At 66.0% G+C, this 25,506-nt stretch carries 22 protein-coding genes; 6 read left to right on the forward strand and 16 right to left on the reverse strand.

What is annotated here, in order from left to right:
* Positions 1–125: 125 nt before the first annotated feature.
* Positions 126–2,672: a sulfite reductase flavoprotein subunit alpha gene (locus IB256_RS19260; RefSeq protein WP_225601866.1), complete on the forward strand. Its 2,547-nt coding sequence runs from the start codon at positions 126–128 to the stop codon at positions 2,670–2,672.
* A 180-nt stretch (positions 2,673–2,852) separates the two neighbouring features.
* Here the strand turns inward: IB256_RS19260 and lpxO are convergent, their stop codons facing one another.
* Positions 2,853–3,752: a lipid A hydroxylase LpxO gene (gene lpxO / locus IB256_RS19265; protein WP_138212927.1), complete on the reverse strand. Its 900-nt coding sequence runs from the start codon at positions 3,750–3,752 to the stop codon at positions 2,853–2,855.
* Between the two features lie 131 nt (positions 3,753–3,883).
* Between lpxO and IB256_RS19270 the strand changes: the two genes are divergently transcribed.
* Genes IB256_RS19270 through IB256_RS19280 form a run of 3 tightly spaced genes read left to right on the forward strand, consistent with a single transcriptional unit; the run spans position 3,884 to position 6,227 of the window.
* The gene (locus tag IB256_RS19270) at positions 3,884–4,639 is read left to right on the forward strand and encodes a 5-oxoprolinase subunit PxpA (protein ID WP_192290088.1); all 756 of its coding nucleotides are present in this window, start codon (positions 3,884–3,886) and stop codon (positions 4,637–4,639) included.
* Entirely contained in the window at positions 4,636–5,313 is a 678-nt protein-coding gene (pxpB, locus tag IB256_RS19275) for a 5-oxoprolinase subunit PxpB (RefSeq protein WP_192403712.1), read from the forward strand. The genes IB256_RS19270 and pxpB overlap by 4 nt, the downstream gene beginning before the upstream one ends.
* On the forward strand, positions 5,310–6,227 hold the full coding sequence (locus IB256_RS19280) for a biotin-dependent carboxyltransferase family protein (protein WP_192403713.1): 918 nt from the start codon (positions 5,310–5,312) through the stop codon (positions 6,225–6,227). The genes pxpB and IB256_RS19280 overlap by 4 nt, the downstream gene beginning before the upstream one ends.
* A 2-nt stretch (positions 6,228–6,229) precedes the next feature.
* Here IB256_RS19280 and prfH read toward each other — a convergent pair whose 3' ends face one another.
* The 3 genes from prfH to IB256_RS19295 form a co-directional block, all read right to left on the reverse strand.
* Entirely contained in the window at positions 6,230–6,841 is a 612-nt protein-coding gene (gene prfH, locus IB256_RS19285; protein ID WP_192403714.1) for a peptide chain release factor H, read from the reverse strand.
* A complete protein-coding gene (locus tag IB256_RS19290) occupies positions 6,841–7,977 on the reverse strand; it encodes an RNA ligase RtcB family protein (protein WP_192290080.1) in 1,137 nt (378 codons plus the stop codon). The genes prfH and IB256_RS19290 overlap by 1 nt, the downstream gene beginning before the upstream one ends.
* A gap of 212 nt (positions 7,978–8,189) precedes the next feature.
* Positions 8,190–8,672: an Lrp/AsnC family transcriptional regulator gene (locus IB256_RS19295; protein WP_045209541.1), complete on the reverse strand. Its 483-nt coding sequence runs from the start codon at positions 8,670–8,672 to the stop codon at positions 8,190–8,192.
* Between the two features lie 135 nt (positions 8,673–8,807).
* Between IB256_RS19295 and IB256_RS19300 the strand changes: the two genes are divergently transcribed.
* On the forward strand, positions 8,808–9,434 hold the full coding sequence (locus IB256_RS19300; RefSeq protein WP_192290078.1) for a LysE family translocator: 627 nt from the start codon (positions 8,808–8,810) through the stop codon (positions 9,432–9,434).
* A 9-nt stretch (positions 9,435–9,443) separates the two neighbouring features.
* On the opposite strand, the gene IB256_RS19305 is transcribed toward IB256_RS19300, so the two are convergent.
* The 9 genes from IB256_RS19305 to IB256_RS19345 form a co-directional block, all read right to left on the reverse strand.
* Positions 9,444–10,103 carry a hypothetical protein gene (locus tag IB256_RS19305; RefSeq protein ID WP_192290076.1) on the reverse strand — a complete coding sequence of 220 codons (660 nt, stop codon included), beginning with the start codon at positions 10,101–10,103 and terminating at the stop codon, positions 9,444–9,446.
* A gap of 161 nt (positions 10,104–10,264) precedes the next feature.
* Positions 10,265–11,236: a peptide ABC transporter ATP-binding protein gene (locus IB256_RS19310; protein ID WP_151189449.1), complete on the reverse strand. Its 972-nt coding sequence runs from the start codon at positions 11,234–11,236 to the stop codon at positions 10,265–10,267.
* The gene (locus IB256_RS19315) at positions 11,233–12,210 is read right to left on the reverse strand and encodes an ABC transporter ATP-binding protein (protein WP_192290074.1); all 978 of its coding nucleotides are present in this window, start codon (positions 12,208–12,210) and stop codon (positions 11,233–11,235) included. The genes IB256_RS19310 and IB256_RS19315 overlap by 4 nt, the downstream gene beginning before the upstream one ends.
* A 67-nt stretch (positions 12,211–12,277) precedes the next feature.
* Positions 12,278–13,189 (reverse strand): ABC transporter permease subunit, encoded by a 912-nt coding sequence (locus IB256_RS19320; protein WP_081517424.1) that lies wholly within the window; start codon positions 13,187–13,189, stop codon positions 12,278–12,280.
* 14 nt (positions 13,190–13,203) lie between these two features.
* On the reverse strand, positions 13,204–14,214 hold the full coding sequence (locus IB256_RS19325) for an ABC transporter permease subunit (RefSeq protein WP_045209546.1): 1,011 nt from the start codon (positions 14,212–14,214) through the stop codon (positions 13,204–13,206).
* 74 nt (positions 14,215–14,288) lie between these two features.
* Positions 14,289–15,875 (reverse strand): ABC transporter substrate-binding protein, encoded by a 1,587-nt coding sequence (locus tag IB256_RS19330; protein ID WP_192290073.1) that lies wholly within the window; start codon positions 15,873–15,875, stop codon positions 14,289–14,291.
* Between the two features lie 11 nt (positions 15,876–15,886).
* Entirely contained in the window at positions 15,887–17,296 is a 1,410-nt protein-coding gene (locus tag IB256_RS19335; RefSeq protein WP_192403715.1) for an OprD family porin, read from the reverse strand.
* A 163-nt stretch (positions 17,297–17,459) separates the two neighbouring features.
* The gene (locus IB256_RS19340) at positions 17,460–19,067 is read right to left on the reverse strand and encodes an ABC transporter substrate-binding protein (RefSeq protein WP_192403718.1); all 1,608 of its coding nucleotides are present in this window, start codon (positions 19,065–19,067) and stop codon (positions 17,460–17,462) included.
* A gap of 196 nt (positions 19,068–19,263) precedes the next feature.
* The gene (locus IB256_RS19345; protein WP_081517427.1) at positions 19,264–19,827 is read right to left on the reverse strand and encodes a helix-turn-helix domain-containing protein; all 564 of its coding nucleotides are present in this window, start codon (positions 19,825–19,827) and stop codon (positions 19,264–19,266) included.
* 178 nt (positions 19,828–20,005) lie between these two features.
* On the opposite strand from IB256_RS19345, the gene IB256_RS19350 reads away from it, so the two are divergent.
* Positions 20,006–21,277: a M24 family metallopeptidase gene (locus IB256_RS19350; protein WP_192403720.1), complete on the forward strand. Its 1,272-nt coding sequence runs from the start codon at positions 20,006–20,008 to the stop codon at positions 21,275–21,277.
* Positions 21,278–21,279: 2 nt separating this feature from the next.
* Here IB256_RS19350 and IB256_RS19355 read toward each other — a convergent pair whose 3' ends face one another.
* The 3 genes from IB256_RS19355 to IB256_RS19365 all read right to left on the reverse strand — a co-directional run bounded on the left by IB256_RS19355 (position 21,280) and on the right by IB256_RS19365 (position 25,463).
* Complete coding sequence (locus tag IB256_RS19355; protein WP_192403722.1) at positions 21,280–22,872, reverse strand: ABC transporter substrate-binding protein; 1,593 nt, start codon at positions 22,870–22,872, stop codon at positions 21,280–21,282.
* A 49-nt stretch (positions 22,873–22,921) separates the two neighbouring features.
* Positions 22,922–24,523 (reverse strand): ABC transporter substrate-binding protein, encoded by a 1,602-nt coding sequence (locus IB256_RS19360; RefSeq protein ID WP_192403724.1) that lies wholly within the window; start codon positions 24,521–24,523, stop codon positions 22,922–22,924.
* A 223-nt stretch (positions 24,524–24,746) separates the two neighbouring features.
* Entirely contained in the window at positions 24,747–25,463 is a 717-nt protein-coding gene (locus IB256_RS19365) for an SIMPL domain-containing protein (protein WP_192290063.1), read from the reverse strand.
* Between the last annotated feature and the right edge of the window lie 43 nt (positions 25,464–25,506).

A 25,506-nucleotide genomic window follows, 5' to 3' on the forward strand; every position in this document is an offset into this window, starting at 1 on the left:
GGGGCTGGCTCCCGTTCGGCAAAGGTAAGGCCAGGGTAAAGATTGTTAAATCGGCTGCGCTTGCGAGCCATTCTCATTAAAATGCCCGCCCTGCGTGAAGGGTCTGCGAAGGTGAAGCCGCGGTGTTGAAGAAAGTCCTGTTCCAGTTGCATTGGCTGTTCGGTATCAGCGCAGGTCTGGTGCTGGCGCTGATGGGCATCACCGGGGCGATGCTGTCGTTCCAGGATGAAATCCTGCGCGCCATCAACCCCCAGAGCCTGGTGGTGGAAAAGCGCGCCGAAGCCGTGCTGCCGATGGACGAACTGATCCGCCGGGTGGAGAGCGCCGAGCCGGGCAAGAAGGTTTCCTTCCTCTGGCTGAAGACCGAAGGCGTGGAGTCCGCGCGCATCTTCTTCAGCCCGCCACCGGGCCAGCGCCGGGGCGAATCGCTCTATGTCGACCCGTACACCGCGCAAGCTCTGCCCGCGCCAGTGGGCGAGGGCGCCTTCATGTTCATCATGCAGCTGCACCGTTTCCTCGCCGCCGGCGAAGTCGGCCAGCGGATCACGGCCGCCTGCACCCTGATCCTGATCTTCTTCTGCCTCTCCGGCCTGTACCTGCGCTGGCCGCGCAAGGCGCTGAACTGGCGCACCTGGCTGACCTTCGACTGGCGCAAGAAGGGTCGCGCCTTCAACTGGGACCTGCACGCCGTCGCCGGCACCTGGTGCCTGGTGTTCTACCTCCTGGCCTCGCTGACCGGCCTGTACTGGTCCTACGAGTGGTACCGCAACGGCCTGTTCAAGCTGCTCGACGACGCCCCTTCCGGCCAGGCCAAGGGCGGCCAGCGCGGCGGCAAACGTGGCCCGGCGCCCGAGGGCCCGCCGCCGGTGGTGGATGCCACGGCCATCTGGAACACCGTCGCGCAGACCGGCGGCCCCAACATGACCGCCTACAACCTGCGCCTGCCGCCGGTGAAGGGCCAGCCGGCCACTGTGTTCTACCTCCTCGATGATGCCGCCCACGAACGCGCCTTCAACGAGATGACCATCGACCCGGCCAGCGGCAAGCTGCTCAAGCACCGCCGCTACAACGACAGCAGCGCCGGCAAGCAACTGCTCACCAGCGTCTACGCCCTGCACGTGGGCAGCTACTTCGGCCTTACCGGGCGCATCCTGATGATGCTCGCGAGCCTCGCCATGCCGCTGTTCTTCATCACCGGCTGGCTGCTCTACCTCGACCGCCGCCGCAAGAAGCGCGCCGCGCAGGCCGCCCGTGGTGAACTGGGCAGCAACGCCGCTGGCGCCGACTCCTGGCTGGTGGGCTATGCCAGCCAGAGCGGCTTCGCCGAGCAACTGGCGTGGCAGAGCGCCGGCCAGTTGCAGGCCGCCGGTTTGCCGGTGCGTGTCGAGCCACTGGGCAAGCTGGACCGCGCGCAGCTGGAGCAGACCCGCAACGCACTGTTCGTGGTCAGCACCTTCGGCGAAGGCGAGGCGCCGGACAGCGCCCGTGGCTTCGAACGCCAACTGCTGGGCCAGACCCTCGGTCTCAATGACCTGCGCTTCGCCATCCTCGCCCTGGGCGACCGCCAGTACGAGCACTTCTGCGGCTTCGCCCGGCGCATGCAGGGCTGGCTGCAAGGGCAGGGTGCGCGCCCGCTGTTCGACGGCGTGGAAGTCGACAACGGTGATGCCGCTGCGCTGCACGACTGGCAGGTGCGTCTGGCGCAGCTTTCCGGCGCCGCGCCGCAAGTGGCTTTCACTGCGCCGGCCTTCGAAGTCTGGACGCTGAGCGATCGCGAACACCTCAACCCCGGCAGCCAGGGCGAATCCACCTGGCTGCTGCGCCTCACCGCGCCGAGCGATTCGCAGATCGACTGGGCCGCCGGCGACCTGGTGGAAATCGTCCCGCGCCAACCGGACTTCCTCGTCGCCCGCTGGCTCGAGCGCCTCGGCCTCGATGGTGCTGCCAAGGTGCAAGTGGATGGCCTGGCCCTGCCGCTGAAGGACGCCCTGGCCGGCTGCCTGCTGCCGGGCAACCTCGAGCACCTGGTCGGCCAGCATGGCCAGGCGGTTTACGACGCGCTGATCAAGCTCTCGGTGCGCCAGTACTCCATCGCCTCGTTGCGCAGCGCAGGCGCCCTGGAGCTGATCGTCCGCCAGGAGCAGCACGCCGACGGCTCGCTGGGCATCTGTTCCGGCTGGCTGACCGAGTACCTGCCCGAGGGCGGCAGCCTGCTGCTGCGCCTGCGGCGCAACCGCAGCTTCCACCTGACCGAGGAGGATCGCCCGCTGATCCTGATCGGCAACGGCACCGGTATCGCCGGCCTGCGCGCACTGCTGCAGGCGAGCGTGGCCGAGGGCCGGTCGCGTAACTGGTTGTTGTTCGGCGAGCGCAACATCGCCCACGACTTCTACTGCCGCGAGGAACTGGAAGGCCTGCTGGCGCGCGGCGAACTGCAACGCCTGGATGTCGCCTTCTCCCGCGACCAGGCCGAAAAGCTCTACGTGCAGGACCGCCTGCGTGCTAGCGGCGAAGTCCTCGCCCAGTGGCTCGACGACGGCGCGGCGATCTACGTCTGCGGTAGCCTGCAGGGCATGGCCGAAGGCGTCGACCGCACCCTGCGCGAGATGCTGGGTGACGCCGAGGTCGAGGCTCTGCTGGAGAGCGGGCGCTACCGCCGCGATGTTTACTGAGCCGAAGCGAGCCCCGACCGGCTCTTCGTAGGAGTGGGTCATGCCCGCGCCACCGGCAAGGCCCGCAGGGCGTACAACTGAACGGTTGTACGCCCTGCGAAGTCATCAGCTCAAGCGAAAAGGCCCCCGCGAATGCGGAGGCCTTTTTGATTTCAGACGCAGCTCATAGCCACAAGCGGCTCATATCCACAAGAACAATGCCAGCACCGCTGCGAAGAAGCCCCACTTCTGCAGGTAGTACAGCTTGCGGTTGCGCTTCTTCAGGGCCTTGCCATGCAGGCGGATCTTGTACAGCGAAGCGAAAGCGCGGTTGATGCCCCCGGTCTTGTCGCCCGCGTCGTTGGGCGAGGCCGCTGCGGCCATCACGTTGCGACTGAACCAGCGATTGAACGCCGTCACCCAGCCGTATTTCAGCGGCCGCTCGATATCGCAGAAGAGGATCACCCGGTCGTGATCCGTGGTGTTCTCGGCGTAGTGGATATAGGTCTCATCGAACACCACCGCCTCGCCGTCGCGCCAGTGGTAGCGCTCGCCGTCCACCTCGATGAAGCAGCCCGGGTCATTCGGCGTCAGCAGGCCCAGGTGGTAGCGCAGCGAACCGGCATAGGGGTCGCGGTGGCGCACCAGGCGGGAGCCCGGCGGCAGCTCGGCGAACATCGCTGCCTTCACCGACGGAATCTGCCGCAGCAGCTCGGTGGTTTTCGGGCACAGCGCGTCGGCGGACGGGTGGCTGTCGTCGTACCACTTCAGGTAGAAGCGCTTCCAGCCGGTCTTGAAGAAGGAGTTGAAACCCACGTCGTTGAGCTGGTCGGAACGCTTGATGCTACCGGCGTCGCGCAGGTGCAGGGCTTCGCTGCGGATGGCTTCCCAGTTGTCGGCAAGCAGGCGCATCTCGGGGAATTCATCGGTCGCCAGGTACGGCTGGCTCGGCACCCGTGAGAACAGGTACATCAGGCAATTGATCGGCGCCAGGAAGCTGGAGTGGTCGCTCAACTGGCGCGTGAATTTGTGGCGCACCCGCCCACGCAGGTGGACATAAACGATGCTCAGGCCGAAGGCGGCCAGGATGGCGGCTTTGATCATTCGGGGGGAGATTTCCACGGGTCTAGAGGCGGGATGGTACTCCTCCTGAGCGTGACTGAGTATTCTCCGAAGGCCAAAGGCCTGCAGGTGCTTTAACCTGTAGGAAATCTGGAAGGACGGCGATAGCGATGATCGAGCCCACCCCGCGTATCCTGCTCAACTGCGATATGGGCGAAAGCTTCGGCGCCTGGCGAATGGGCGACGATACCCATGCCATGCCGCTGATCGATCAGGCCAACCTCGCTTGTGGCTACCACGCGGGCGATCCGCTGACCATGCAGCGCACCGTTCGCCTGGCGGTGGAGCAGGGCGTCAGCATCGGCGCGCACCCCGCCTACCCGGACCTGGCCGGCTTCGGCCGTCGGCACATGAGCTGTTCGCCCGAAGAAGTCCACGCCCTGGTGTTGTACCAGATCGGTGCGCTGGACGCCTTTTGCCGCGCCGCCGGCACCCAGGTGGCCTACGTGAAGCCCCACGGCGCGCTGTACAACGACCTGGTGCGCGATGACGCGCTGCTCGCGGCGGTGCTCGATGCCTGCGCCGCCTACCGCAAGCGCCTGCCGCTGATGGTGCTGGCCCTGGCCGACAACAACCGCGAGCTGCAACTGGCTGACGCCGCCGATGTACCGCTGATGTTCGAAGCCTTCGCCGATCGTGCCTACCTGCCTGATGGTCAGCTTGCCCCGCGCCGGCTGCCCAATGCCGTGCACCACGAGCCGCAGCGCATCCTCGACCAGGCCCTGGCCATTGCCCGTGGCGAGCCTTTCCCGGATATCGACGGCAATCCGCTGCGCCTGCGCGCCGACAGCCTCTGCGTGCATGGTGATAACCCCGAATCCCTGGCGGTGCTGCGGCGCCTGCGTGGCCTGCTGGACCAGGCATGATCCGCGTCGAAGCCTTCGGTGCCACGGCGCTGCTGATTACCCTTGCCGAGCAGCCCGACGACGCACTGCCGTTGCGCATCGCCCGATTGGCCGAGCGCCTGCGCACCGAGCTGGGCGCGGCGCTGACGGATTGTGTGCCGGGCTGGACCACGCTGTTGCTGCATTACGACCTGCTGCGCATCGACCTCCCGCAATTGCAGAGCCGCGTGCAAGCGGCGCTGGCGGACTGGCCCGGCGACGCCCTGGCGAACGACCCCGGGCGCCTGTATGAAATTGCCGTGTGGTACGCCGGTGAGGACTTTGTGGAGATCGCCCGTCTTTGCGGGCTCAGCACGTCCCAGGTGATCGACCTGCACGCCGGCCGCGACTACCGCGTCGGCGCCATCGGCTTCTCCCCCGGCTTCGCCTATCTCGGTGAGCTGGACCAACGCCTCGCCCTGCCGCGCCGGGCCACGCCGCGCACGCAGGTGCCGGCCGGCAGCCTGGCGATTGCCGAGCGGCAGACGGCAGTTTATCCACAGGCCTCGCCCGGTGGTTGGCACCTCCTCGGGCGCACCGCACAACGCCTGTTCGATCCGCACCGGCAGCCGCCATGCCCGCTGGCGGTGGGTGATCGCGTGCGCTTCGTGCCCATCGATGAGGCGGCTTATCGCGCGGCGGGTGGCGAGCCATGAGCCTGAAAATCATGGCCTGCGGCCTGCTGTGCCTGCTGCAGGATGGCGGCCGACCGGGCTGGCAGCACCTGGGCGTCTCGCCCGGCGGCCCTGTGGATAAACACGCGGCGGCCTGGGCCAATCGCCTGCTCGGCAACGCGCCAGGCGCACCTTTGCTGGAAATCGCGCTGGGCGGGGTGGAGCTGGAAGTGCAGGCTGACACCTGGCTGGCACTGGCGGGCGCCGAGTTGCCGGCGACGCTCGATGGTAAGCCGTTGCCGGGCTGGTCGCGCTTTCGCGTGAGGGCCGGGCAGCGCGTTAAGCTGGGATTCGCCCGTACCGGGCTGCGGGGGTATCTCGCCGCTGCCGGAGGTTTCGCGGCGCAGCCGATACTGGGTAGCGTCGCGACCCAGATGCGGGAAAAACTCGGCGGTCTTGCCGGCAATGGACAGCCGCTCGCCGCTGACGATCTGCTCCAATGCGCCGCCTATGGCGAGCGTTTCACTCGCGGTGCCAGCGTGCCCTGGCCTTATCGGCCGGACTACCGCGAGGTGCCGACCCTGCGCGTGCTGCCTGGCCCGGATGCCTTCAGCGAGGAACAGCGCCAGGCCTTCTTCGAACAGCGCTGGCAGGTCAGCCCGCAGTCCGATCGCATGGGGGTGCGACTGCGCGGCGAAGCGCTGAGCGCGCCTCGCCGGCAATGGTCGTTGGGGATAGTGGAAGGCGCCATCCAGATGCCGCCGGACGGCCAGCCGATCGTCCTGCTGGCCGACCGCCAGAGCATGGGCGGCTATCCGCTGCTGGGCGTGCTGCACCCGCTGGACATCGGCCGCCTGGCGCAATGCCCGGCGCACAGCGAAGTGCGTTTCACCGCAGTGAGCGTGGAACGTGCGCAGGCGGACCTGCGCACGTTCCTGCGTTTCTTCTGCGGCTGAACTCAGCCCTCGAAGCGTTCACCGCGAAACACCCGGCGTGGATTGCCGCGCTCCAGGTGGTGATGCACCAGCCGGCGTTCGGCGCGCAGTTCGCTGCTTGCCTGCTCCGCGCGTTCCTCCAGCTTGCGGGCGATCAGCAGCAATGCCAGACGCTTGTTGGCGTGCTGGCTGCGTTCGCTCTGGACCTTCACGCTCAGGCCGCTGGCGATGTGGGTGGCGCGCACCGCCGAGTCGGTGGTGTTGACGTGCTGCCCGCCGGGGCCGGAGGAGCGCAGAGTTTCGAAGCGCACTTCACCTTCGAGGCTGGCCGGCGGCGTGCTGAACACCGCGCCGCCGAAGTACCAGTTCTTGCGCCCGTGGTTGGCCCGGTAAGGGCTGGCGCAGACCCATTGCAGGGTGCCGCTCCAGTCCTCGGCCAGCGTGGCCGCTGAGCCGCCTTCCAGCGCCAGCAGCACCGAGAGCAGGGTGCCTCGGCGCGGGCCGGCTTCTTCCTCGATCACGCGCACCTCGACACTGTTGGCCTCGGCCTCGCGCAGCAGGCGCTGCAGGGCCTTGGCCACGGCCAGGGCGCATTCGTCCGGCCCCTGGGCCGCGGAAAGTTGCAGCAGGATCATCAGCAGCACTCCCCGCGGGTCTTGTAGGTCAGCACCGGCTTCAGCCGCGCCAGTACCCGCAGCAGCCCCGCTTCACGCAGCGCGCCGACCACCGAGTCGATGGCCTTGTAGGCCTCCGGCGCCTCCTCGTAGATCAGCCCGCGATCGCCGCAGATCACCCGGCTGCCCAGCGCAGTACGGGCCAGCTGCTCGACGCGGTAACGCGCCGACAGACGGTCCTTGCACTCGCTGCGCATCCACTTGCGCCCCGCGCCGTGGGCGAGGGAGAAGAGGCTGCGCGGATCGGCGACCGGTTCCACCAGGTAGCTGTAGTCGCCGCGCGAACCGGGGATGACCATCACCCCGCGATCCGCCGGCGTCGCGCCCTTGCGATGCAGCCAGCCGTCGACGCCTTCGACCTGCGCCGGGCTGACGAGGTTGTGGTTCACGTCAAGCACCTGCGCACCGTCTGCCCGCAGGCGATCGAGCATGCGCAGGGCGATCAGTTGGCGGTTGGCTTCGGCGAAACGCAGCGCGCCATCGTGGCGAGCCAGGTAGTGAGCGCAGTCGTCGGTGCCTTGTTCCAGGCCCTGGTGGCTGAAGCGATCGACCTGCTCGCGCAGGATGGCTTCGCCCAGGCCACGCGAGCCGCTGTGCACCAGCAGGAGCAGGTGACGACGGTCAAGGCCGAGGGCTTCGACGGCGACTTGGTCGTAGAGCTGATCGAGCTGCTGCAGCTCGGCGAAGTGGTTGCCGCCGCCGATGGTGCCCAACGAATGCTCGTGGCCGCAGGGCGGCAGGCCGAAGCTTGCGACGCGCTCGCTCCAGTCATCGTCCAGCGGACCGTCGAGGTTGCCCAGGCGCTTCTCCAGCTTGTCCAGGTTCAGTTTGGCGGTGGCGATATCGGTGCGCCACAGCGCCATGCCGCAGCCGATGTCGTTGCCCACCAGCGCCGGGTACAGGCGGCCGGTGGAGAAGAACGCCGCGCCGATCGGGTAGCCACGACCGGGGTGCAGGTCCGGCATGCCGGCGACACGCTGCATGCCCGGCAGGCGGGCGGTGGTTTCAAGTTGCTGGATCGCTTTACCTTCGATCCAGGTGTCGTCCGCGGCGATCAGGGTGATGCCGTCGGACAGATTTTGGATGCAATTGCCCATTGTCCAATCCCAAGAGGAATGAAACGAAAAAAGAGGATGGGGGCAGGCCGGAGCCGGGCAATGCGGTGCCGCCAAAAGGGGCGGCGGGGAAGCGATTACGCCAGACGCGACCTGCAAAGGGTGATCAGTGTTTGCATGATGTCTCTCCTTTGCTGTCGGTGGATGGGAAGGCTGCGAATGATAGGCGCACAGCCGCCCGTGCGCAATCTTCGCTATTTCGGCAGGTGGCGCAGCGGCAGGGGCGCCGACTCCTTCACCGTCTGGATGGCGAAGTTGCTGCGGATGTCGCTGACGCCCGGCAGCTTGAGCAGGGTGCCGGTGAGGAACTGCTCATAGGCGCGCAGGTCGGGCAGTACCACTTGCAGGAGGAAGTCCGACTCGCCGCTGACCAGGTGCACCGAGATGACTTCCGGCAGGTCGATCACGGCCTGGCGAAAGGCGGCGGCGCTGGTGTCGCTATGGCGCTCCACCTTCACCCCGACGAACACGGTCAGCCCCAGGCCGACTTCGTCGCGGCCCAGCTCGGCGTGGTAGCCACGAATCATCCCGGCCTCTTCAAGCAGGCGCACCCGGCGCAGGCAGGGGGAGGGCGACAGGCCGATCTCCTCGGCGAGCTGCACGTTGGTCAGCCGGCCATCGCGCTGCAGGGCGGCGAGGATGCGGTGGTCGTAGGCGTCCAGTTTCGGGTTTGGCATGAGTAGCTACTGCTTACGCTTGAGATTGGCAGAGTATGCCAATTGTTAGTGTCAGACTGGCTGAATACGCAAGCACCTGCCTCGTCCTTCAGGCATAGAATCCCTATCCGCAATGACTTCTTCGGAGTGGCTCTTGTGGATATCGGCGTCTTCCTGCTGGCCCTGGCGATGGTCTACCTGCTGCCGGGGCCGGACATGATTCTCCTGCTGCACACCGGCGCCCGCGAGGGCTGCCGAGCGGCTCTGGCAACAGCCCTGGGGTTGGGCTTGGCCCGTGGCTGCCACGTCGCGCTGGCGGCGACAGGGCTGGCGCTGCTGTTCCGCACCGCGCCCTGGACCTTCGATGTCGTGCGCATCGGCGGCGGTCTCTATCTGGCGTGGATTGGCCTGCAACTGCTGCGCGCACCGGTGGGTTTGCCGGTGGCGACCGGCTCGGCTGGGTTATCTACAGTCAGCTACCGACGAGCATTTCGCCGGGGCCTGCTGACCAATCTGCTCAACCCCAAGGCGCTGCTGTTCTGTTCAGTGCTGCTGCCGCAGTTTATCCATCCGCAGAACGGCCCGCTGGCGCTGCAGTTCGCGCTGTTGGGCGGCGTGCTGGTGGTGGTTGGGCTGGGGTTCGACAGCTTCTACGCCGTCAGCGGCGAGCGCATGGGCCGCTGGCTGGCGCGGCACCGGACGATGCAGCGCATTCAGCAGTGGGGCTTCGGCGGCATCCTGCTGGGCTTCGGCGTGCGCCTTGCGCTGATCCGCGATTTGTAGAAGCGCGGATCAGAGGTCTTCCGGCTGGATTTTCCACAGCCGCGCCACCGAGGGCTTCTGCGGATTGCGCGCGACCACCAGCAGGCCCAGGTCCTTGCCGCGCAACTCGCGCAGCAGTTGCGCGCCCTTGCGCTGTTGCAGGCTCTCGGCGAGATGCCCGAGGGCGATGGCCGCTGCTGCCGGGTGCGTGGCGACCGGCACGTAGCTGCCGTCGTCCATGTCCAGCACCACATGCTTTTCGCCGGGCTCCGGCGTAGGGAGGTGCAGGCTGGTCTTGAGCAATTGCGCCATGGCTTCGTCGCGCTGGGCGGCCGTCAGTTGTCCCGGTGGCAGTGCGCGTTCCAGGGCGAAGAATTCGTCCTTGGGCTCGACCTTCGATTTGGCCTCGGCCGGCGGCTGGGTGAGAGCCGCGGCAGGAACCGACGCGGGCAGTGGCTTTGGCGCTGGCGGGGGCGGCGCACTGAAATCCAGCTCCTCCTGATCGAGACCGTCCCAGTCGATTTCGTCGAGTTCGACGTCCTCCGCTGGCGCTTTCTTCTTCGCCGCTGGCTTCTTCCGCGACTTCACGGCCGCGCGCACATCCATCCGTCGCTGACGCTTCCACTTGTGCAACTGGACGTTGGCGACGATGGCGGTGACGAGGATGAGCAGGAGGTAGAACAGCAGCATGGAGGATCGTGGCCCTGTGGATAACGGCCACGGCGTGCAGGCAGTGGCGGGGTGCCACCCTGGCGGGATTGTCTGGATCAGGCGATAGGCCTGTTCCGGCTGCGTCGTAGGACGCAGCTGTTTCCGAAAGAGGGGCCGGTCTATGACCGGCCCGTTTCGTATCAGTTCAGGAACTGCTCCGCATGGTGGCAGGCCACCTGGCGCTCATCAAGCAGGCGCAGTTCCGGCACCTCGGTCTTGCAGCGCTCGGTCGCATACGGGCAGCGCTTGTGGAAGGCGCAGCCGGTGGGCGGATTGAGTGGGTTGGGGAGTTCGCCCTGGATCTTGATCTTGGGCTTGTCCGGATCGGGGTGAATGGCCGGGGTCGCCGACAGCAGCGCCTGGGTGTAGGGGTGCAGCGGGCGCTCGTAGAGCTTGTCCGCCGGGCCCATTTCCGCCGGGCGGCCGAGGTACATCACCAGCACGTCGTCGGCCACGTGGCGGACCACGGCGAGGTTGTGGGAGATGAACACGTAGGCGGTGCCGAACTCCTGCTGCAGGTCCATGAACAGGTTGAGCACCTGCGCCTGGATCGACACGTCCAGCGCCGAGGTCGGTTCGTCTGCCACCAGCACCTTGGGCCGCAGCATCATGGCGCGGGCCAGGGCGATTCGCTGGCGCTGGCCGCCGGAGAACATGTGCGGGTAGCGCTGGTAGTGCTCGGGGCGCAGGCCGACCTGCTTCATCATCGCCTGCACGCGCTCGCGGCGTTCGGCGCGAGACAGGCTGGTGTTGATGACCAGAGGCTCGGCCAGCTGGTCGCCGATCTTCTGCCGCGGGTTGAGCGAGGCGTAGGGGTTCTGGAAGACCATCTGCACGTCGCGGCGCAGTTGCTTGCGGGTGTCGTGGTCGGCGCCTTTCACCTCATGGCCAGCGATCTGCAGGGAACCGGAAGTGGGTTCCTCGATCAGGGTCAGCGCGCGGGCGAGGGTGGATTTGCCGCAGCCGGACTCGCCAACCACGGCGAGGGTCTTGCCGGCCTGCAAGTCGAAGGACACACCGTTCAGCGCGCGGACCAGGGCGTGCGGCTTGAACAGGCCCTGGGAGATTTCATAGTGACGGGTCAGGTCGCGGGCGGTCAGGACGGCGCTCATCGGGCCACCTCGGTGTTCAGATTGAGCGGGTAGAAGCAGCGCACGGCGCCGCGCTCATGGGCTTCGAGGGCAGGGCGCACGCTGCGGCAGTGGTCCTGCACGTAGGGGCAGCGCGGCGACAGCAGGCAGCCCTGCGGGCGGTCGTACTTGCCGGGGACGATGCCGGGCAGGGTGGCCAGGCGTTCCTCGCCGGCGCTGTGCTCGGGGATCGCCTTGAGCAGCGCCTCGGTGTATGGGTGCGTCGGCAGGTCGAACAGCGCCGGCACCTCGCCGATCTCCACCGCCTGCCCCGCGTACATCACGCAGACGCGCTGGGCGGTCTCGGCGACCACGGCGAGGTCGTGGGTGATCAGGATCAGCGCCATGCCCTGGTCGCGCTGCAGGTTCAGCAGCAGCTCCATGATCTGCGCCTGGATGGTCACGTCCAGCGCGGTGGTAGGTTCGTCGGCGATCAGCAGCTTGGGTTCGCCGGCGATCGCCATGGCGATCGCGACGCGCTGGCTCATGCCGCCGGACAGTTGGTGCGGGTAAGCGTCCAGGCGCTGCGCGGCGCCGGGGATCTCCACCCGTTCGAGCAGTTCCAGGGCGCGCTGGCGCAGGGCCTTGCCGCGCAGGCCGAGGTGCAGCTTGAGCACTTCCTCGATCTGGTAGCCGACGGTGAAGCTGGGATTGAGGGCGGTCATCGGGTCCTGGAAGACCATGGCGATGTCCTTGCCGACGATGCGCCGCCGCTCGCGTCCCTTCAGGCGCAGCATGTCGGTGCCGTCGAACTGCATGGTGTCGGCGGTGATGATGCCGGGGGCGTCGATCAGGCCCATCAGGGCCATCATGGTCACCGACTTGCCGGAGCCGGATTCGCCGACGATGGCCAGGACTTCACCCTTGTCCACCGAGAGGTCGAGGCCGTCCACCACCGGGACGGCGTTGCGGTCGCCGAAGCGGACCGAAAGATTGCGGAGGTCGAGGAGGCTCATACGGCGGTCTCCATCAGGCTTTTCTTGTTGTCGTTGGCGATCTTGAGGCTGTGCATGGTCACTGTCCTCACGCCGCGTTCTTCAGCTTCGGGTCCAGCGCATCGCGCAGGCCGTCGCCCATCAGGTTGATTGCCAGCACGCTGAGCAGGATGGTCAGGCCGGGCAGCGAGACGACCCACCAGGCGCGCTCGATATAGTCGCGCGCGGAGGCCAGCATGGTGCCCCACTCGGGCGTCGGCGGCTGTACACCCAACCCGAGGAAGCCCAGTGCGGCGGCGTCGAGGATCGCCGAGGAGAAGCTCAGGGTGGCCTGCACGATCAGCGGCGCCATGCAGTTGGGCAGCACGGTGACGAACATCAGACGCAGGGTGCCGGCACCGGCCAGACGTGAGGCGGTGACGTAGTCGCGGTTCAACTCGCCCATCACGGCGGCGCGGGTCAGGCGCACATAGGCCGGCAGCGAAACGATGGCGATGGCGATCACGGTGTTGATCAGGCCCGGGCCGAGGATGGCGACGATGGCCACCGCCAGCAGCAACGAGGGCAGGGCCAGCATGATGTCCATCAGGCGCATGATCACCGGGCCCAGGCGGGTCGGCGAGAAGCCGGCGAGCAGGCCGAGGAAGATGCCGGGGATCATCGAGATCAGCACCGAGGTCAGGCCGATCATCAGCGACAGGCGCGCGCCGTGCATCAGGCGCGAGAGCAGGTCGCGGCCCAGTTCGTCGGTGCCCAGCAGGAACTGCGAGTTGCCGCCTTCGAGCCACAGCGGCGGGGTGAGCAGGAAGTCGCGGAACTGCTCGCTTGGGTCATGGGGCGCGACCCACGGCGCGAACAGCGCGCAGAACACGATGACCAGCATGAACAGGAGGCCGCCGACCGCGCCCTTGTTGCGCGAGAAGGCATGCCAGAATTCTTTCAGCGGGGACGGGTAGACCAGGCTCGGGTCGCTGGCGGGAGCTTTGGCGTTGGCATTCATGGCGTCGGCTCCGGTTAGCGTTGATGACGGATGCGTGGGTTGGCGAGGCCGTAGAGGATGTCCACGATGAAGTTCACCAGGATCACCAGGGTTGCCACCAGCAGGATGCCGTTCTGCACCACCGGGTAGTCGCGGCGGCCGATGGCGTCGATCAGCCACTTGCCGATGCCGGGCCAGGAGAAGATGGTCTCGGTCAGCACCGCACCGGCGAGCAGCGTGCCGACCTGCAGGCCGAACACGGTGAGTACCGGGATCATGGCGTTGCGCAGGGCGTGCACGAACACCACGCGGGCCGGCGACAGGCCCTTGGCGCGGGCGGTGCGCACGTAGTCCTCGCGCAGTACTTCGAGCATCGAGGAGCGGGTCATCCGGGCGATCACCGCCAGCGGGATGGTGCCCAGCACGATGGCCGGCAGGATCAGGTGGCGCACGGCGTCCATGAAGGCGCCTTCTTCATCCGACAGCAGCGTGTCGATGAGCATGAAGCCGGTCTTCGGCTCGATGTCGTAGAGCAGGTCCAGACGCCCGGAAACCGGCGTCCAGCCCAGGGAAACGGAGAACAGCATGATGAGGATCAGGCCCCACCAGAAGATCGGCATCGAGTAGCCGGCCAGGGAGATGGTCATCACCCCGTGGTCGAACAGCGAGCCTCGCTTCAAGGCGGCGATCACCCCGGCGAGCAGGCCGAAGACGCCGGCGAACAGCAGGGCAGCCAGGGACAGCTCGAGGGTGGCGGGGAACAGGGTGAGGAACTCGTGCCAGACACTGTCGCGGGTGGTCAGCGACTCGCCGAGGTTGCCCTGGGCGAGGTTGCCGACGTAGTCGAGGTACTGCTGGTAGAGGGGCTTGTCGAGCCCCAGGCGGTGCATGGCCTCGGCATGCATCTGCGGATCGACGCGGCGTTCACCCATCATCACTTCCACGGGGTCGCCCGGAATCAGGCGGATCAGCGCGAAGGTCAGCAGGGTGACGCCGAAGAAGGTCGGGATCAGCAGACCGAATCGACGTGCGATGAAACTGAGCATGGTGGTTGGGGGCTCCTCACCGAGCGGCTACCCGTCGGATCACGACGGGCGCCGGTTTCTTATGACTTTGCCGGTTACTGGATCTGAACGTCGGCGAAGTTGTTTTTTGTCAGTGGGCTGATGGTGTAGCCCGAGACAGTGCTGCGGCGCACATTGAACAGCTTAGGATGTGCCAGGGGAATCCATGGGGCCTGCTCGTGGAATATGGATGTCGCCTTTTTGTAAAGTTCCGCCCGTTTTGCGTTGTCGCTGGTCTGGCGAGCTTCCTGGATCAGCGATTCGAAGCCCTGATCGCACCAGAAAGCATGGTTTTCGCCTGATTTCGCCGCCGCACAGCTCAGGTTGGGCGAGAGGAAGTTGTCCGGGTCGCCGTTGTCGCCGGCCCAGCCGCCATAGAGCGAGAGATCGTGCTCGCCGGCCTTGATGCGCTTGATCAGCTCACCGAATTCCAGGGTGCGGATCTCCAGCGTGATGCCTACCTTGGCCAGATCCGACTGCAGCATCTGTGCCATTTGCGCCGCATTGGGGATGGTCGAGGAGCTGCCGTTGCGGGTGAACAGGGTCAGCTTGAGATTCTCCACGCCTGCTTCCTTGAGCAGCACCCTGGCGCGCTCCGGATCGTGCGGCCAGTCCTGGATGTCGTTGTTGTAACCCAGCAGGGTGGCGGGGTACGGGTTGATGGCCGGCGTAGCCGCACCATTCCCGTAGACGGCATCCAGCATGGCCTTCTTGTCGAACGCCAGATTGATGGCCTGGCGCACTCGCACGTCGTCCAGCGGTTTGTGCCGGGTGTTCAGGGCCACATAGGTGGTGAGCAGCGCGTCGATGCTGTCCACTGCCAGGTTCTTGTCCTGTTCGAGGCCAGGCACGTCCGACGGTTTGGGGTAGAGCGCGATCTGGCACTCGTTGCGGCGGATCTTCTGTAGTCGGACATTGGAATCCGGGGTGATGGCGAAGATCAGGTTGTCGATCTTCGGCTTGCCGCCGAAGTAGTCCGGGTTGGCGCGGAAACGAACCTGGGCGTCCTTGGCGTAGCGGTTGAAGACGAAGGGCCCGGTGCCGATGGGCAGGTTGTTGAGCTGGCCCTGCTTGCCGGCGGCCAGCAACTGGTCGCCGTACTCGGCCGAGTAGATGGAGGCGAAGTCCATCGCCATGTCGGCCAGGAACGGCGACTCCGGGTGGTTCAGGGTGAAGCGCACGGTGAGGTCGTCGAGCTTTTCCACCGACTTGATCAATTCGCGCATGCCCATGGCGTCGAAGTAGGCATAGCCGCGTGCGGACGATGCATGCCAGGGGTGCTTCGGGTCCAGTGGACGCTGGAAGGTCCAGAGCACGTCGTCGGCGTTGAGGGCGCGGGTGGGCTTGAAGTAGTCGGTGGTATGGAACTTCACGTCCGGGCGCAGGTGGAAGGTGTAGGTCAGCCCGTCGGGGCTGACCTCCCAGCTTTGCGCCAGCGAAGGCACCACTTCGGTGGTGCCGGGGCGGAAGTCGGCCAGGCGATTGAAGACGGTCTGGCCGCTGGCATCGGCGGTGACCGCGCCGGTGTACTGGACGATGTCGAACCCTTCCGGGCTTGCTTCGGTGCAGACCACCAGGTTCTGCGCCAGGGCGGTGCCGCTGCCGAGCGCGAGCAGAAGGGGGATCAGACGCGGGATGGGCATGCCGGTTCTCCTTACAGCAGGTTGAACGGGAAGTTGCTGACCAGGCGGATCTCGTTGACGCTGCCGTCCGCCTGATTCTGGCTCGCCAGGTGCTTCATGTAGGTCACGCGGAAGCTGCTGCTCTTGAGCGGGCCGTCCTGCAGCGTGTAGCCGGTGGAGAGGCCGAGCTCGTGGTGCTTCTCGTCGTCCATGGCGCGCACGTTGTAGCCGCTCACGCCGTTGCGGTCGCCGTCGTAGTGGGTGCCGTCGATACCCCAGCCCTTGGCGTACCACGCCATGGTGGTCAGGCCGGGCACGCCGAAGGCCGCCCAGTCGGTGCTGTAGCGCAGCTGCAGGGACTTTTCGTTGGGACCGTTGTAGTCGGAGAGCAGGGAGTTGGCCAGGTAGATGGCCGCAGTCTCGTGCACGTAGTCGAAGTACTCGTCGCCACGGATCTGCTGCCAGCCCAGTAGCACGGCATGGGCGCCGTGGGTGAGGGTGAAGGCGAGGCTGTAGGCATCGTTGTCGATGTAGCCGGCCTTGCGCTCGCCGGTGTCGCCGGTGTGGTAGTAGTTCAGGCTGGTATTCAGCGCCAGGCTGGATGGGTCGCCCAGGTCGTGGGACGCGCCGAAGTAGTACTGGTTCCAGATGTCTTCGAAGTGCGCGCCGTAAGCGGTGAGCTTCAGTTCCTTCATCGCCTGGTAGCTGCCGCCCAGGTAGCTGAAGTGGCTGCCGGAAAAGTCCTGCGCACCGTACTCGGTGGTCAGGCGTTCGCTGCCTGCGCCGGTGCGCGGGCTGGCGCGGGTGAAGCTGCCAGCCTGGACCTGCAGGCCTTCCAGCTCTTCGCTGAGGAGGCTGACGCCATCGAAGGACGAGGGCAGGGCGCGGTTGTCGTTGATGTTGAAGACCGGGGTCTCGGTCTGCTGGCGACCCGCGCGCAGCTCGGTGTTGGAGGCGCGCAGCTTCAGGTTGGCCACGCCCATCTTCGACCACTGCGGCACGGCATCTCCGTCGCTGTCGGTCAGGGTGCGCGTACCGCCGCCAGCGATGCGTCCGTGGCCGCGTTCCAGGGCGATCTCGTTGAAGGCGGAGGCGTCCAGGCCGACGCCCACGGTGCCCTGGGTGTAGCCGGAGCTGTACTTGAGCTGGCTGCCCTGGGTCCAGGTGTAGCGGCTGTGGGTCGGCTCGGTATAGCCGTCCTTCTTGATGTTGAAGTGGAAACTGTCCTTCATCTGCTCGCGGGCGGCGAAGTTGCGGGTGCTGAAGGTCAGGCTCTGGCCTTCGACGAAGCCTTTCGCGCCGGCCTGGCCCTTGACCACCACTTCGCTGGCGCGGCGGGTTTCGTCTGGGGGCAGATCGTCCTCGTCGGCGAATGCCTGGCCCAGCGGGGCGCCCAGGACGGCGAGTGCCAGAAGCGTGCGGGTGAATACGTGATGCTGCATGAGTTGCTCCTTGTTGTTGTCGGTTTTCCTAGCAACGAATGCATCCCCTCCGCCCATCGGAGAGATGGGGGAGCCGGCAGGCGGAGGGGAAGACGGGATGTGCCTCCCGGTCTGTGCCGGGCTGGCGTTCAGGCGGCCGCGGCCGCCAGTGTCGGGTCGGCGATCAGGGCTGGTTGGCCACGCCGTAGAAGGAGTTGCGCCCGAAGGGGCTGATCAGGAAACCCTGCACCGATTTGCGCATGGGCTGGTAGACGGTGGAGTGGGCGATGGGGCTGATCGGCAACTGCTGCGCGAGGAGTTGCTGGGCCTTTTGGTACAGGGCTACTCGCTGGTCGTGGTCGGTGGTGGCCTTGGCCTGGCGCACCAGCTTGTCGTAGTCGGCGTTGCACCACTTGGAGACGTTGTTGCCGCTCACCGAATCGCAGCCGTAGAGGGTGCCCAGCCAGTTGTCCGGATCACCGTTGTCGCCGGTCCAGCCGAACAGCATGGCGTCATGCTCGCCGGCATGGGCACGCTTGATGTACTCGCCCCACTCATAGGTGACGATCTTCGCCTTGATGCCGACCTTGGCCCAGTCGGCCTGGATCATCTCGGCCATCAGCTTGGCGTTGGGGTTGTACGGGCGTTGCACGGGCATCGCCCAGAGGGTGATCTCGGTTCCTTCGGCCACGCCGGCTTGCTTCAGCAGCGCCCTGGCCTGCTCCGGATCGTAGGCCTGGCCCTTGATCGATTGGTCATAGGACCACTGGGTCGGCGGCATCGCGTTCACCGCCAGCTGGCCGGCGCCCTGGTAGATCGCGTCGATGATCGCCTGCTTGTTCAGCGCCATGTCCAGCGCGCGGCGCACATCGGTCTTGTCCAGCGGAGCGTGGGTGACGTTGTAGGCCAGGTAGCCGAGGTTGAAGCCTGGCTGTGACGGCATGTTCAGGTTCGGGTCCTGCTTCAGCGCCTCGAGGTCCGCCGGGCGCGGGTTCAGGGTGATCTGGCATTCGCCGGCCTTGAGCTTCTGCATGCGCACCGAGGCGTCGGTATTGATGGCGAAGACCAGGTTGTCGACCTTCACGTCCTCGGGCTTCCAGTAATCCTTGTTGCCCTTGAAGCGGATCATCGCGTCCTTCTGGTAGCGGCTGAACACGAACGGACCGGTGCCGATGGGCTTCTGGTTGATCTCGCCGGGCTTGCCCTGTTTGAGCAACTGGTCGGCGTATTCGGCGGACTGGATCACCGCGAAGTTCATCGCCAGGTTCTGCACGAAGGCCGCGTCGACTTCGTTCAGGGTGAAGGTCACGGTGTGCTCGTCGACCTTGCCGACCCTGGCGATGTTGCGATCCAGGCCCATGTCGGTGAAGTACGGGAACTCGGTGGGGTACGCCTTGCGGAACGGCTGCTCCTTGTCGAGCATGCGGTTGAAGGTGAACAGCACGTCATCGGCGTTGAATTCGCGGGTCGGCTTGAAGTAGTCGGTGGTGTGGAACTTCACACCCGGGCGCAGGTGGAAGGTCCAGGTCTTGCCGTCGGCGGAGGTTTCCCAGCTTTGCGCGAGGGCTGGCTGAGCTTCGGTGCCGCCACGCTGGAACTGCACGAGGCGATTGAACAGGGTTTCCGAGGTGGCGTCGTAATCGGTGCCGGTGGTGTATTGGCCGGGGTCGAAGCCCGCCGGGCTGCCTTCGGAGCAGTACACCAGGCTGGAGGCGGCCTGGGCCGCGGAGCCGGCGAGCAGCAGCCCGCCGAAGGCGAGTGCGTGCAGGGGATTACGTCGCATCTTGCGCATTGCCTGACCTCATTCTTGTTTTTCTGAGGGGCCGGCGAACCGATGGGTTTGCAGCCGGCCTGGTCGGACTGGTCCGGATAAGGCCTATCCATTCATGGTCGGGCTGTGCCCGGCCACGCCGCGCCGAAGTTAAGTCAGGCTGAAATTAAGTTCAACTTAAAATTCAGTGGTACTGAAAATTTTGGCAGTCTGTGAATCAGGTGGCGGGATGTTCGCCGAACAGCGGAAGGGTGGTGACGGTGAGCATTTCCGCCACGCTGTCGCCGACATTGCGCAGGCAATGACGCTTGCCGGAGTCGAAGTGTACGGAGTCGCCAGGGCCCAGCGGATAGGTGTGGCCATCGATGTCGTAGGCGATACGCCCGGTGAGGACGTAGGCGAATTCCGAGCCGTCATGGGTGATCAGTTCGGATTCGTAGCCCACCGGGACAGTCACCTTCACCGCGTTCAGCTGGTTGCCGGGGAAGCTGCTGGACAGCCGCTCGTAGCTCAGCGGCTGGCCTTCGATGGTGTAGCGCACGCGCTCGCCCTGGTGCGAGTCCGGCGGGATCTGCTGCGGAGAATCGAAGAGGGCGTTGAGCGGTACGTCCAGCGCCTTGGCGATGCTGGCCAGGGAGGACAGCGAGACGCCAGTGAGATTGCGCTCGGCCTGGGACAGGAAACTGGCGGTCAGGCCGGATTCGGCGGCCACCTGGTTCAGGGTCTTCTTCGCTGCGCGCCGATAACGGCGCAGGCGTTCTCCGATACGATCTGCGGACATTGGCAAGGCTCTTGTGGGACGCCGGCAGCATACCAGTGTCGTCGCCCGGTGAAAGCATCGAGCCATCAGCGGACGGAAAATCGGCCGCAAGAAGGCAGGACACCGAAAAGCCTTTGACCGGAAATTTCAGTGCTGCTTAAATTTCATGTCGTTTCATTCCATTCCTCGGGAGAGTCGCATGACATTGGGAGTTGGGGGCGTGAGCCCCGAGCAGGCGCTGGCGAAATTGCAGGTCATGACGGCCGGCGCTCGCCCCATTGCGCTCGAGGAGTACCAGGCGCGCATCGCGCAGCTGCAGCAGTTGATGCAGGCGCGGGAAATCTCGGCGGTATTCGTCGATGCCGGCAGCACGCTGGTCTATTTCACCGGCCTGAAGTGGAGCCCCAGCGAACGCCTGGTGGGCGCGCTGGTGCCCGCGCGGGGCGAAGTGCGCTACATCGCCCCGGCCTTCGAGGAAGGCACTGTGCGTGAGCTGCAGGTGCTGCCCGGCAGCATCTGCGTTTGGGCCGAGCATGAAAGCCCGTTCACCCTGTTGGCCGGAATGCTGGCGGAGATCGAGGTGCATGACGGCGCGCGGGTCGGTCTTTCCCACAGCCTGCCGTTCGGCATGTTCGAGCGCCTGCGCCAGGCGACGAGCAAGCTGCAACTGGTGGACGCCGGTGCGCTGATCGAGGAGTGCCGGCGCTGCAAGTCGCCGGCGGAGCTGGCGCTGATGCAGCGGGCGAAGGACATGACCCTGGAAGTCCACAAGGCCGCTGCGAGCATCCTGCGCGGAGGTATTACCACCATCGAGGCGACGCGCTTCATCGAGGCGGCGCACCGGAAGGTCGGCGCACCGGGTTCGACCTTCTGCATCGTGCTGTTCGGCGAGGACAGCGCCTTCCCCCACGGCGTGCGCCAACCGCGCCCGTTGCGGGAAGGCGACATGGTACTGATCGACACGGGCTGCCAGCTGTTCGGCTACAACTCGGATATCACCCGCAGCTACGTGTTCGGCTCGCCCAGCGCGCGCCAGCGCGAGCTGTGGAACCTGGAGAAGGCCGCGCAGCAGGCTGCGTTCGATGCCGCTGTACTGGGTGAGCCCTGCGAGCAGGTGGATGCCGCGGCCCGCCGTTGCCTGGAGGCCGGCGGCCTAGGGCCGGATTACGCGCTGCCCGGATTGCCGCACCGCACCGGCCACGGTATCGGTCTGGATATCCACGAGGGGCCGTACCTGGTGCGCGGCGACAGGACGCCGCTGGATGTCGGCATGTGCTTCAGCAACGAGCCGATGATCTGTGTGCCGGGGGAGTTCGGGATCCGTCTGGAGGACCACTTCTACATGACGGCGGAAGGTCCGCGCTGGTTCACCCAGCCGAGTCATTCAGTGGACGATCCGTTCGGCCTGGATGCCTGTAGTTTGGTCCAGGAGCGGGCCATGCCAGCGATCGCGCGCATGGCGCGCTCCTAAAGTCAGGGCGCGACTTCAACCCGCGAGAAGTTGTTCGACCCCAGCGGGCTCAGGGTGAAACCGCTCACGCCCGGCCGTACCACGGCGAACTGCTTCGGGTAGGCCAGGGCGATCCACGGTGCCTCGCGCTGGTAGATCGCCAAGGCCTGGCGGTAGAGGCCCGCCCGGGCTTCCTGATCGGTGATGGCGCGGGCCTTGCGCAGCAGTTCGTCGAACTCCGCGTTGCACCAGCCCGCCTGGTTCTCGCCACTCTTGGCGGCGGCGCAGGAAAGGTTCGGTGTCAGGAAGTTGTCCGGATCGCCGTTGTCGCCGGCCCAGCCCATGAAAATCAGGTCGTGCTCGCCCTGCTTGGCGCGTTTGATCAGCTCGCCCCATTCGAACACGCGGATGTCCGCCTGGATGCCGATCTGCCCCAGGTCGTTCTGCAGCATCTGCGCGCCGATGCCGGGGTTGGGGTTGGTCGGCCCGCCGCCGGGGCGGGTCCAGATCGACAGTTTCAGGCCGGGCTTGATGCCCGCTTCATCCAGCAGCTGTTTTGCCCGCGACGGATCGTGAGGCCAGACCTTGAGTTGCGGATCGGAACCCCACAGTGTCGGCGGATAAGGCGCCACAGCCAGCGTTGCGGCGCCATCGCCGAATTGCGCGCGCAGGTAGGCGTCGCGATCGAAGACGAGGTTGATCGCCTGGCGCACGCGCACGTCGTCCAGCGGCTTGTGCCGGGTATTGATGCCGACATAGGCGACCAGCAGCGAGTCCAGTTCCTCGATCATCAGCTTCGGGTCCTGGCGCAGCGCGGGGATGTCGGTGGGCTTGGGGTAGACGGCGATCTGGCAGTCGCCGGCCTTGACCTTCTGGATACGCACGTTTGGATCAGGAGTGATCGCCAGCAGCAGGCGGTCGATCTTCGGCCTGCCGCCCCAGTAGTCGGGGTTGGCGTTGAAGCGCACCTGGGCGTCCTTCTGGTAGCGCTGGAAGACGAAGGGCCCGGTGCCGATGGGCAGGTTGTTCAACTGGTCGGCCTTCTCGGCGGCCAGCAGCAGGTCGCCGTATTCGGCGGAATAGATAGAGGCGAAGCCCATGGCGAGGTCGGCAAGGAAGGGCGCCTCGGGGTGCCTGAGGGTGAAGCGCACGTGGTGGTCGTCAAGCTTTTCCACCGCGCTGATCAGGCCGGGCAGGCCCATCGCCTCGGCATAGGGGAAGCCGCGCGGGGCCAGCTTGTTCCACGGATGTTTCGGGTCGAGCTGGCGCTGGAAGCTCCAGAGCACATCGTCGGCGTCGAAGTCGCGGGTCGGGGTGAAGTAGTCGGTGCTGTGGAATTTCACGCCCTGGCGCAGGGCGAAGGTGTACTGCAGGCCGTCGTCGCTGATCTCCCAGCTCTGGGCCAGCGCGGGCACCACGCGGGTGCTGCCGGGGGCGAACTGCACCAGGCGCTCGAAGACGGTCTCCGCCGAAGCATCGGCGGTGGTGGCGGCGGTGTACTGGGTGATGTCGAACCCTTCCGGGCTGGCCTCGGTGCAGACCACCAGGGATTGGCCGAATGCCGGCGCGCAGCCGAGCAGGCTGGCGAGGGTCAGGCGGATGAGCGCATTGCGCACGGCGGCTGCCGGAAGAAAGGGCCGCCGGGACACCCGGCGGCCGCTGGCCTTACTTGCCTACGCTGACGCCGTAGAACGAGTTCAGCGCGAACGGGCTGATCTTGAAGTCCTGCACCGTCTTGCGCATCGGTTGGTACACCGTGGAGTGGGCGATCGGGGTGATCGGCACCTGCTCCTTGAGTATGTGCTGGGCCTGCTTGTACAGCTCGGTGCGCTTGGCTTGGTCGGGGGTGCGCTTGGCATCCTTGATCAGCTTGTCGTAGGCCGGGTCGCACCACTTGGAGAAGTTGTTGCCATCCACGGCGTCGCAGCCGTAGAGGGTACCCAGCCAGTTGTCCGGGTCACCGTTATCGCCGCTCCAGCCGATCAGCATGGCGTCGTGCTCGCCGCCCTTGGCGCGCTTGATGTACTCGCCCCACTCGTAGGTGACGATCTTCGCCTTGATACCGACCTTGGCCCAGTCGGACTGCAGCATCTCGGCCATCAGCTTGGCGTTGGGGTTGTAGGGGCGCTGCACCGGCATGGCCCAAAGGGTGATCTCGGTGCCTTCGGCCACGCCGGCCTTCTTCAGCAGTTCCTTGGCCTTTTCCGGGTTGTAGCCGGCGTCCTTGATGGTGTCGTCGTAGGACCACTGGGTTGGCGGCATGCCGTTCACGGCCAGCTGGCCGGCACCCTGGTAGACGGCGTCGATGATCGCCTTCTTGTTCACCGCCATGTCCAGCGCCTCGCGCACTTCAAGCTTATCGAACGGCTTGTGCAGGACGTTGTAGGCGATGTAGCCAAGGTTGAAGCCTGGCTGCGACGGCATGTTCAGGTTCGCATCCTTCTTCAGCGCTTCCAGGTCGGCCGGGCGCGGGAAGAGGGTGATCTGGCACTCGTTGGCCTTGAGCTTCTGCATGCGCACCGAGGCGTCGGTGTTGATGGCGAAGATCAGGTTGTCGATCTTCACCTCGCCCTTGTTCCAGTAGTCCGGGTTGGCCTTGAAGCGGATCATCGCGTCCTTCTGGTAGCGACTGAACACGAACGGACCGGTGCCGATCGGCTTCTGGTTGATATCGGCGGCCTTGCCCTGCTTGAGCAACTGGTCGGCGTATTCGCCGGACTGGATCGAGGCGAAGCTCATGGCCAGGTTCTGGATGAACGCGGCGTCGACTTCGTTGAGGGTGAACTTGACGGTGTGGTCGTCGACCTTCTCCACCTTGGCGATGTTCGCGTCCATGCCCATGTCGGTGAAGTAGGGGAATTCGGTCTGGTACGCCTTACGGAACGGATGGTTCTTGTCGAGCATGCGGTTGAAGGTGAACAGCACGTCGTCGGCGTTGAACTCGCGGGTCGGCTTGAAGTACTCGGTGGTGTGGAACTTCACGCCGGAACGCAGGTGGAAGGTGTAGGTCTTGCCGTCATCGGATACTTCCCACTTTTCCGCCAGGCCCGGGATGACCTGGGTGCCGCCGCGCTCGAACTGGGTGAGGCGGTTGAAGACCGTCTCGGCCGAGGCGTCGAAATCGGTGCCGGTGGTGTACTGGCCGGGGTCGAAGCCCGCGGGGCTGCCTTCGGAGCAGTAGACCAGGTTGTTGGCGGCGTGGGCGAGCGGGGCGCTGGCGATCAGCCCAGCGGCAATCATGGAGCGGATGACGGCGTTCTTACGCATACGGACCTCTGTTTATTCTGGTTGTCATCGAGGGGCAGCCTCGTGAGCTGCGTTGCGTGAAGCTATGCACGGCACATGCCGGGCGCAAGCGGTCGACCGGGGTGAGTGTAGAAGTTGTGACGCGGGTGCAAGGGAATGTCGCAATTTCGACAATGGGAACCGCGCGGTCGGGTGGCGGCGCCCCGGTCCGAAGGAGGCGCCGCGCTGGAGGAGAGCGTAGGTGTTACGGCATCTGCACCTCGATCGTGCCATCGGCGCTGACGGTGACCTGGCTGGTGCCGGCTTCGATTTCCTGCGCTGGGGCGCCGCCGTAGCTATCGGCCTTCATCGCCGCCATGCGCATCACCGGCATGGGGTGCGGCGCGCCGGAGGTGTTCAGGCTGAGGCTGACCAGCTTGTAACCCTTGCCGCCGAGCGCGTCGGTGAGGACCTGGGCGCGGGCCTTGAAGGCATCCACGGCGCCTTTCATCATCGCGTCCTCATTCTTCGCGCGGGTGGCGTCGGCGATGCTGAAGTTCATGCTGCCCATCTTCAGCTTGCCCAGCAGGTCGGCACTGAGCTGGGAGAGGGCGGCGAAGTCGGTGCTTTCCAGGCGGATTTCCGCGCGCTCGCGCCAGGCGGTGATCTTCTGTCCCTTGTCGTCATACACCGGGTAGCTGCTGCGGCTGCCCAGGCTGACAGTCACGCCTTTCACCTTGCGGGCCTGCTCGACCGCCGCGTTCATCGCGGTGGTGGTCTCGGCGGCGAGCTTGGCCGGGTCGGTGCCCTGGCCTTCGCTGAACAGGGTCACGTGCATCAGGTCGTGGGCGACTTCCTGGCTGACCTCGGCGCGCAGCGAAACCTGGTTGTAGCGAGGTTCGTCTGCCAGGGCTCCCAGGCTGGTGGCGCACAGGGCGATGGCGGCGGCGATGGCGGTGAAGGGTTTCTTCAGTACAGACATGGATGACTCCTTGCTCCAGAAAATGTCCGGGCCACAGCTTAGT

The organism is Pseudomonas sp. PDM17 (assembly GCF_014851985.1).
Lineage (GTDB): Bacteria > Pseudomonadota > Gammaproteobacteria > Pseudomonadales > Pseudomonadaceae > Pseudomonas.

Coding starts and splice junctions, on each gene's coding strand:
- IB256_RS19325 (WP_045209546.1), bottom strand. CDS start 14,214: ATGCTCAGTTTCATCGCACGTCGATTCGGTCTGCTGATCCCGACCTTC.
- IB256_RS19330 (WP_192290073.1), bottom strand. CDS start 15,875: ATGCCCATCCCGCGTCTGATCCCCCTTCTGCTCGCGCTCGGCAGCGGC.
- IB256_RS19320 (WP_081517424.1), bottom strand. CDS start 13,189: ATGAATGCCAACGCCAAAGCTCCCGCCAGCGACCCGAGCCTGGTCTAC.
- IB256_RS19360 (WP_192403724.1), bottom strand. CDS start 24,523: ATGCGTAAGAACGCCGTCATCCGCTCCATGATTGCCGCTGGGCTGATC.
- IB256_RS19310 (WP_151189449.1), bottom strand. CDS start 11,236: ATGAGCGCCGTCCTGACCGCCCGCGACCTGACCCGTCACTATGAAATC.
- IB256_RS19305 (WP_192290076.1), bottom strand. CDS start 10,103: ATGCTGCTGTTCTACCTCCTGCTCATCCTCGTCACCGCCATCGTCGCC.
- IB256_RS19270 (WP_192290088.1), top strand. CDS start 3,884: ATGATCGAGCCCACCCCGCGTATCCTGCTCAACTGCGATATGGGCGAA.
- IB256_RS19345 (WP_081517427.1), bottom strand. CDS start 19,827: ATGTCCGCAGATCGTATCGGAGAACGCCTGCGCCGTTATCGGCGCGCA.
- IB256_RS19290 (WP_192290080.1), bottom strand. CDS start 7,977: ATGGGCAATTGCATCCAAAATCTGTCCGACGGCATCACCCTGATCGCC.
- IB256_RS19350 (WP_192403720.1), top strand. CDS start 20,006: ATGACATTGGGAGTTGGGGGCGTGAGCCCCGAGCAGGCGCTGGCGAAA.
- pxpB (WP_192403712.1), top strand. CDS start 4,636: ATGATCCGCGTCGAAGCCTTCGGTGCCACGGCGCTGCTGATTACCCTT.
- IB256_RS19295 (WP_045209541.1), bottom strand. CDS start 8,672: ATGCCAAACCCGAAACTGGACGCCTACGACCACCGCATCCTCGCCGCC.
- IB256_RS19315 (WP_192290074.1), bottom strand. CDS start 12,210: ATGAGCCTCCTCGACCTCCGCAATCTTTCGGTCCGCTTCGGCGACCGC.
- IB256_RS19335 (WP_192403715.1), bottom strand. CDS start 17,296: ATGCAGCATCACGTATTCACCCGCACGCTTCTGGCACTCGCCGTCCTG.
- IB256_RS19365 (WP_192290063.1), bottom strand. CDS start 25,463: ATGTCTGTACTGAAGAAACCCTTCACCGCCATCGCCGCCGCCATCGCC.
- IB256_RS19280 (WP_192403713.1), top strand. CDS start 5,310: ATGAGCCTGAAAATCATGGCCTGCGGCCTGCTGTGCCTGCTGCAGGAT.
- IB256_RS19340 (WP_192403718.1), bottom strand. CDS start 19,067: ATGCGCAAGATGCGACGTAATCCCCTGCACGCACTCGCCTTCGGCGGG.
- prfH (WP_192403714.1), bottom strand. CDS start 6,841: ATGATCCTGCTGCAACTTTCCGCGGCCCAGGGGCCGGACGAATGCGCC.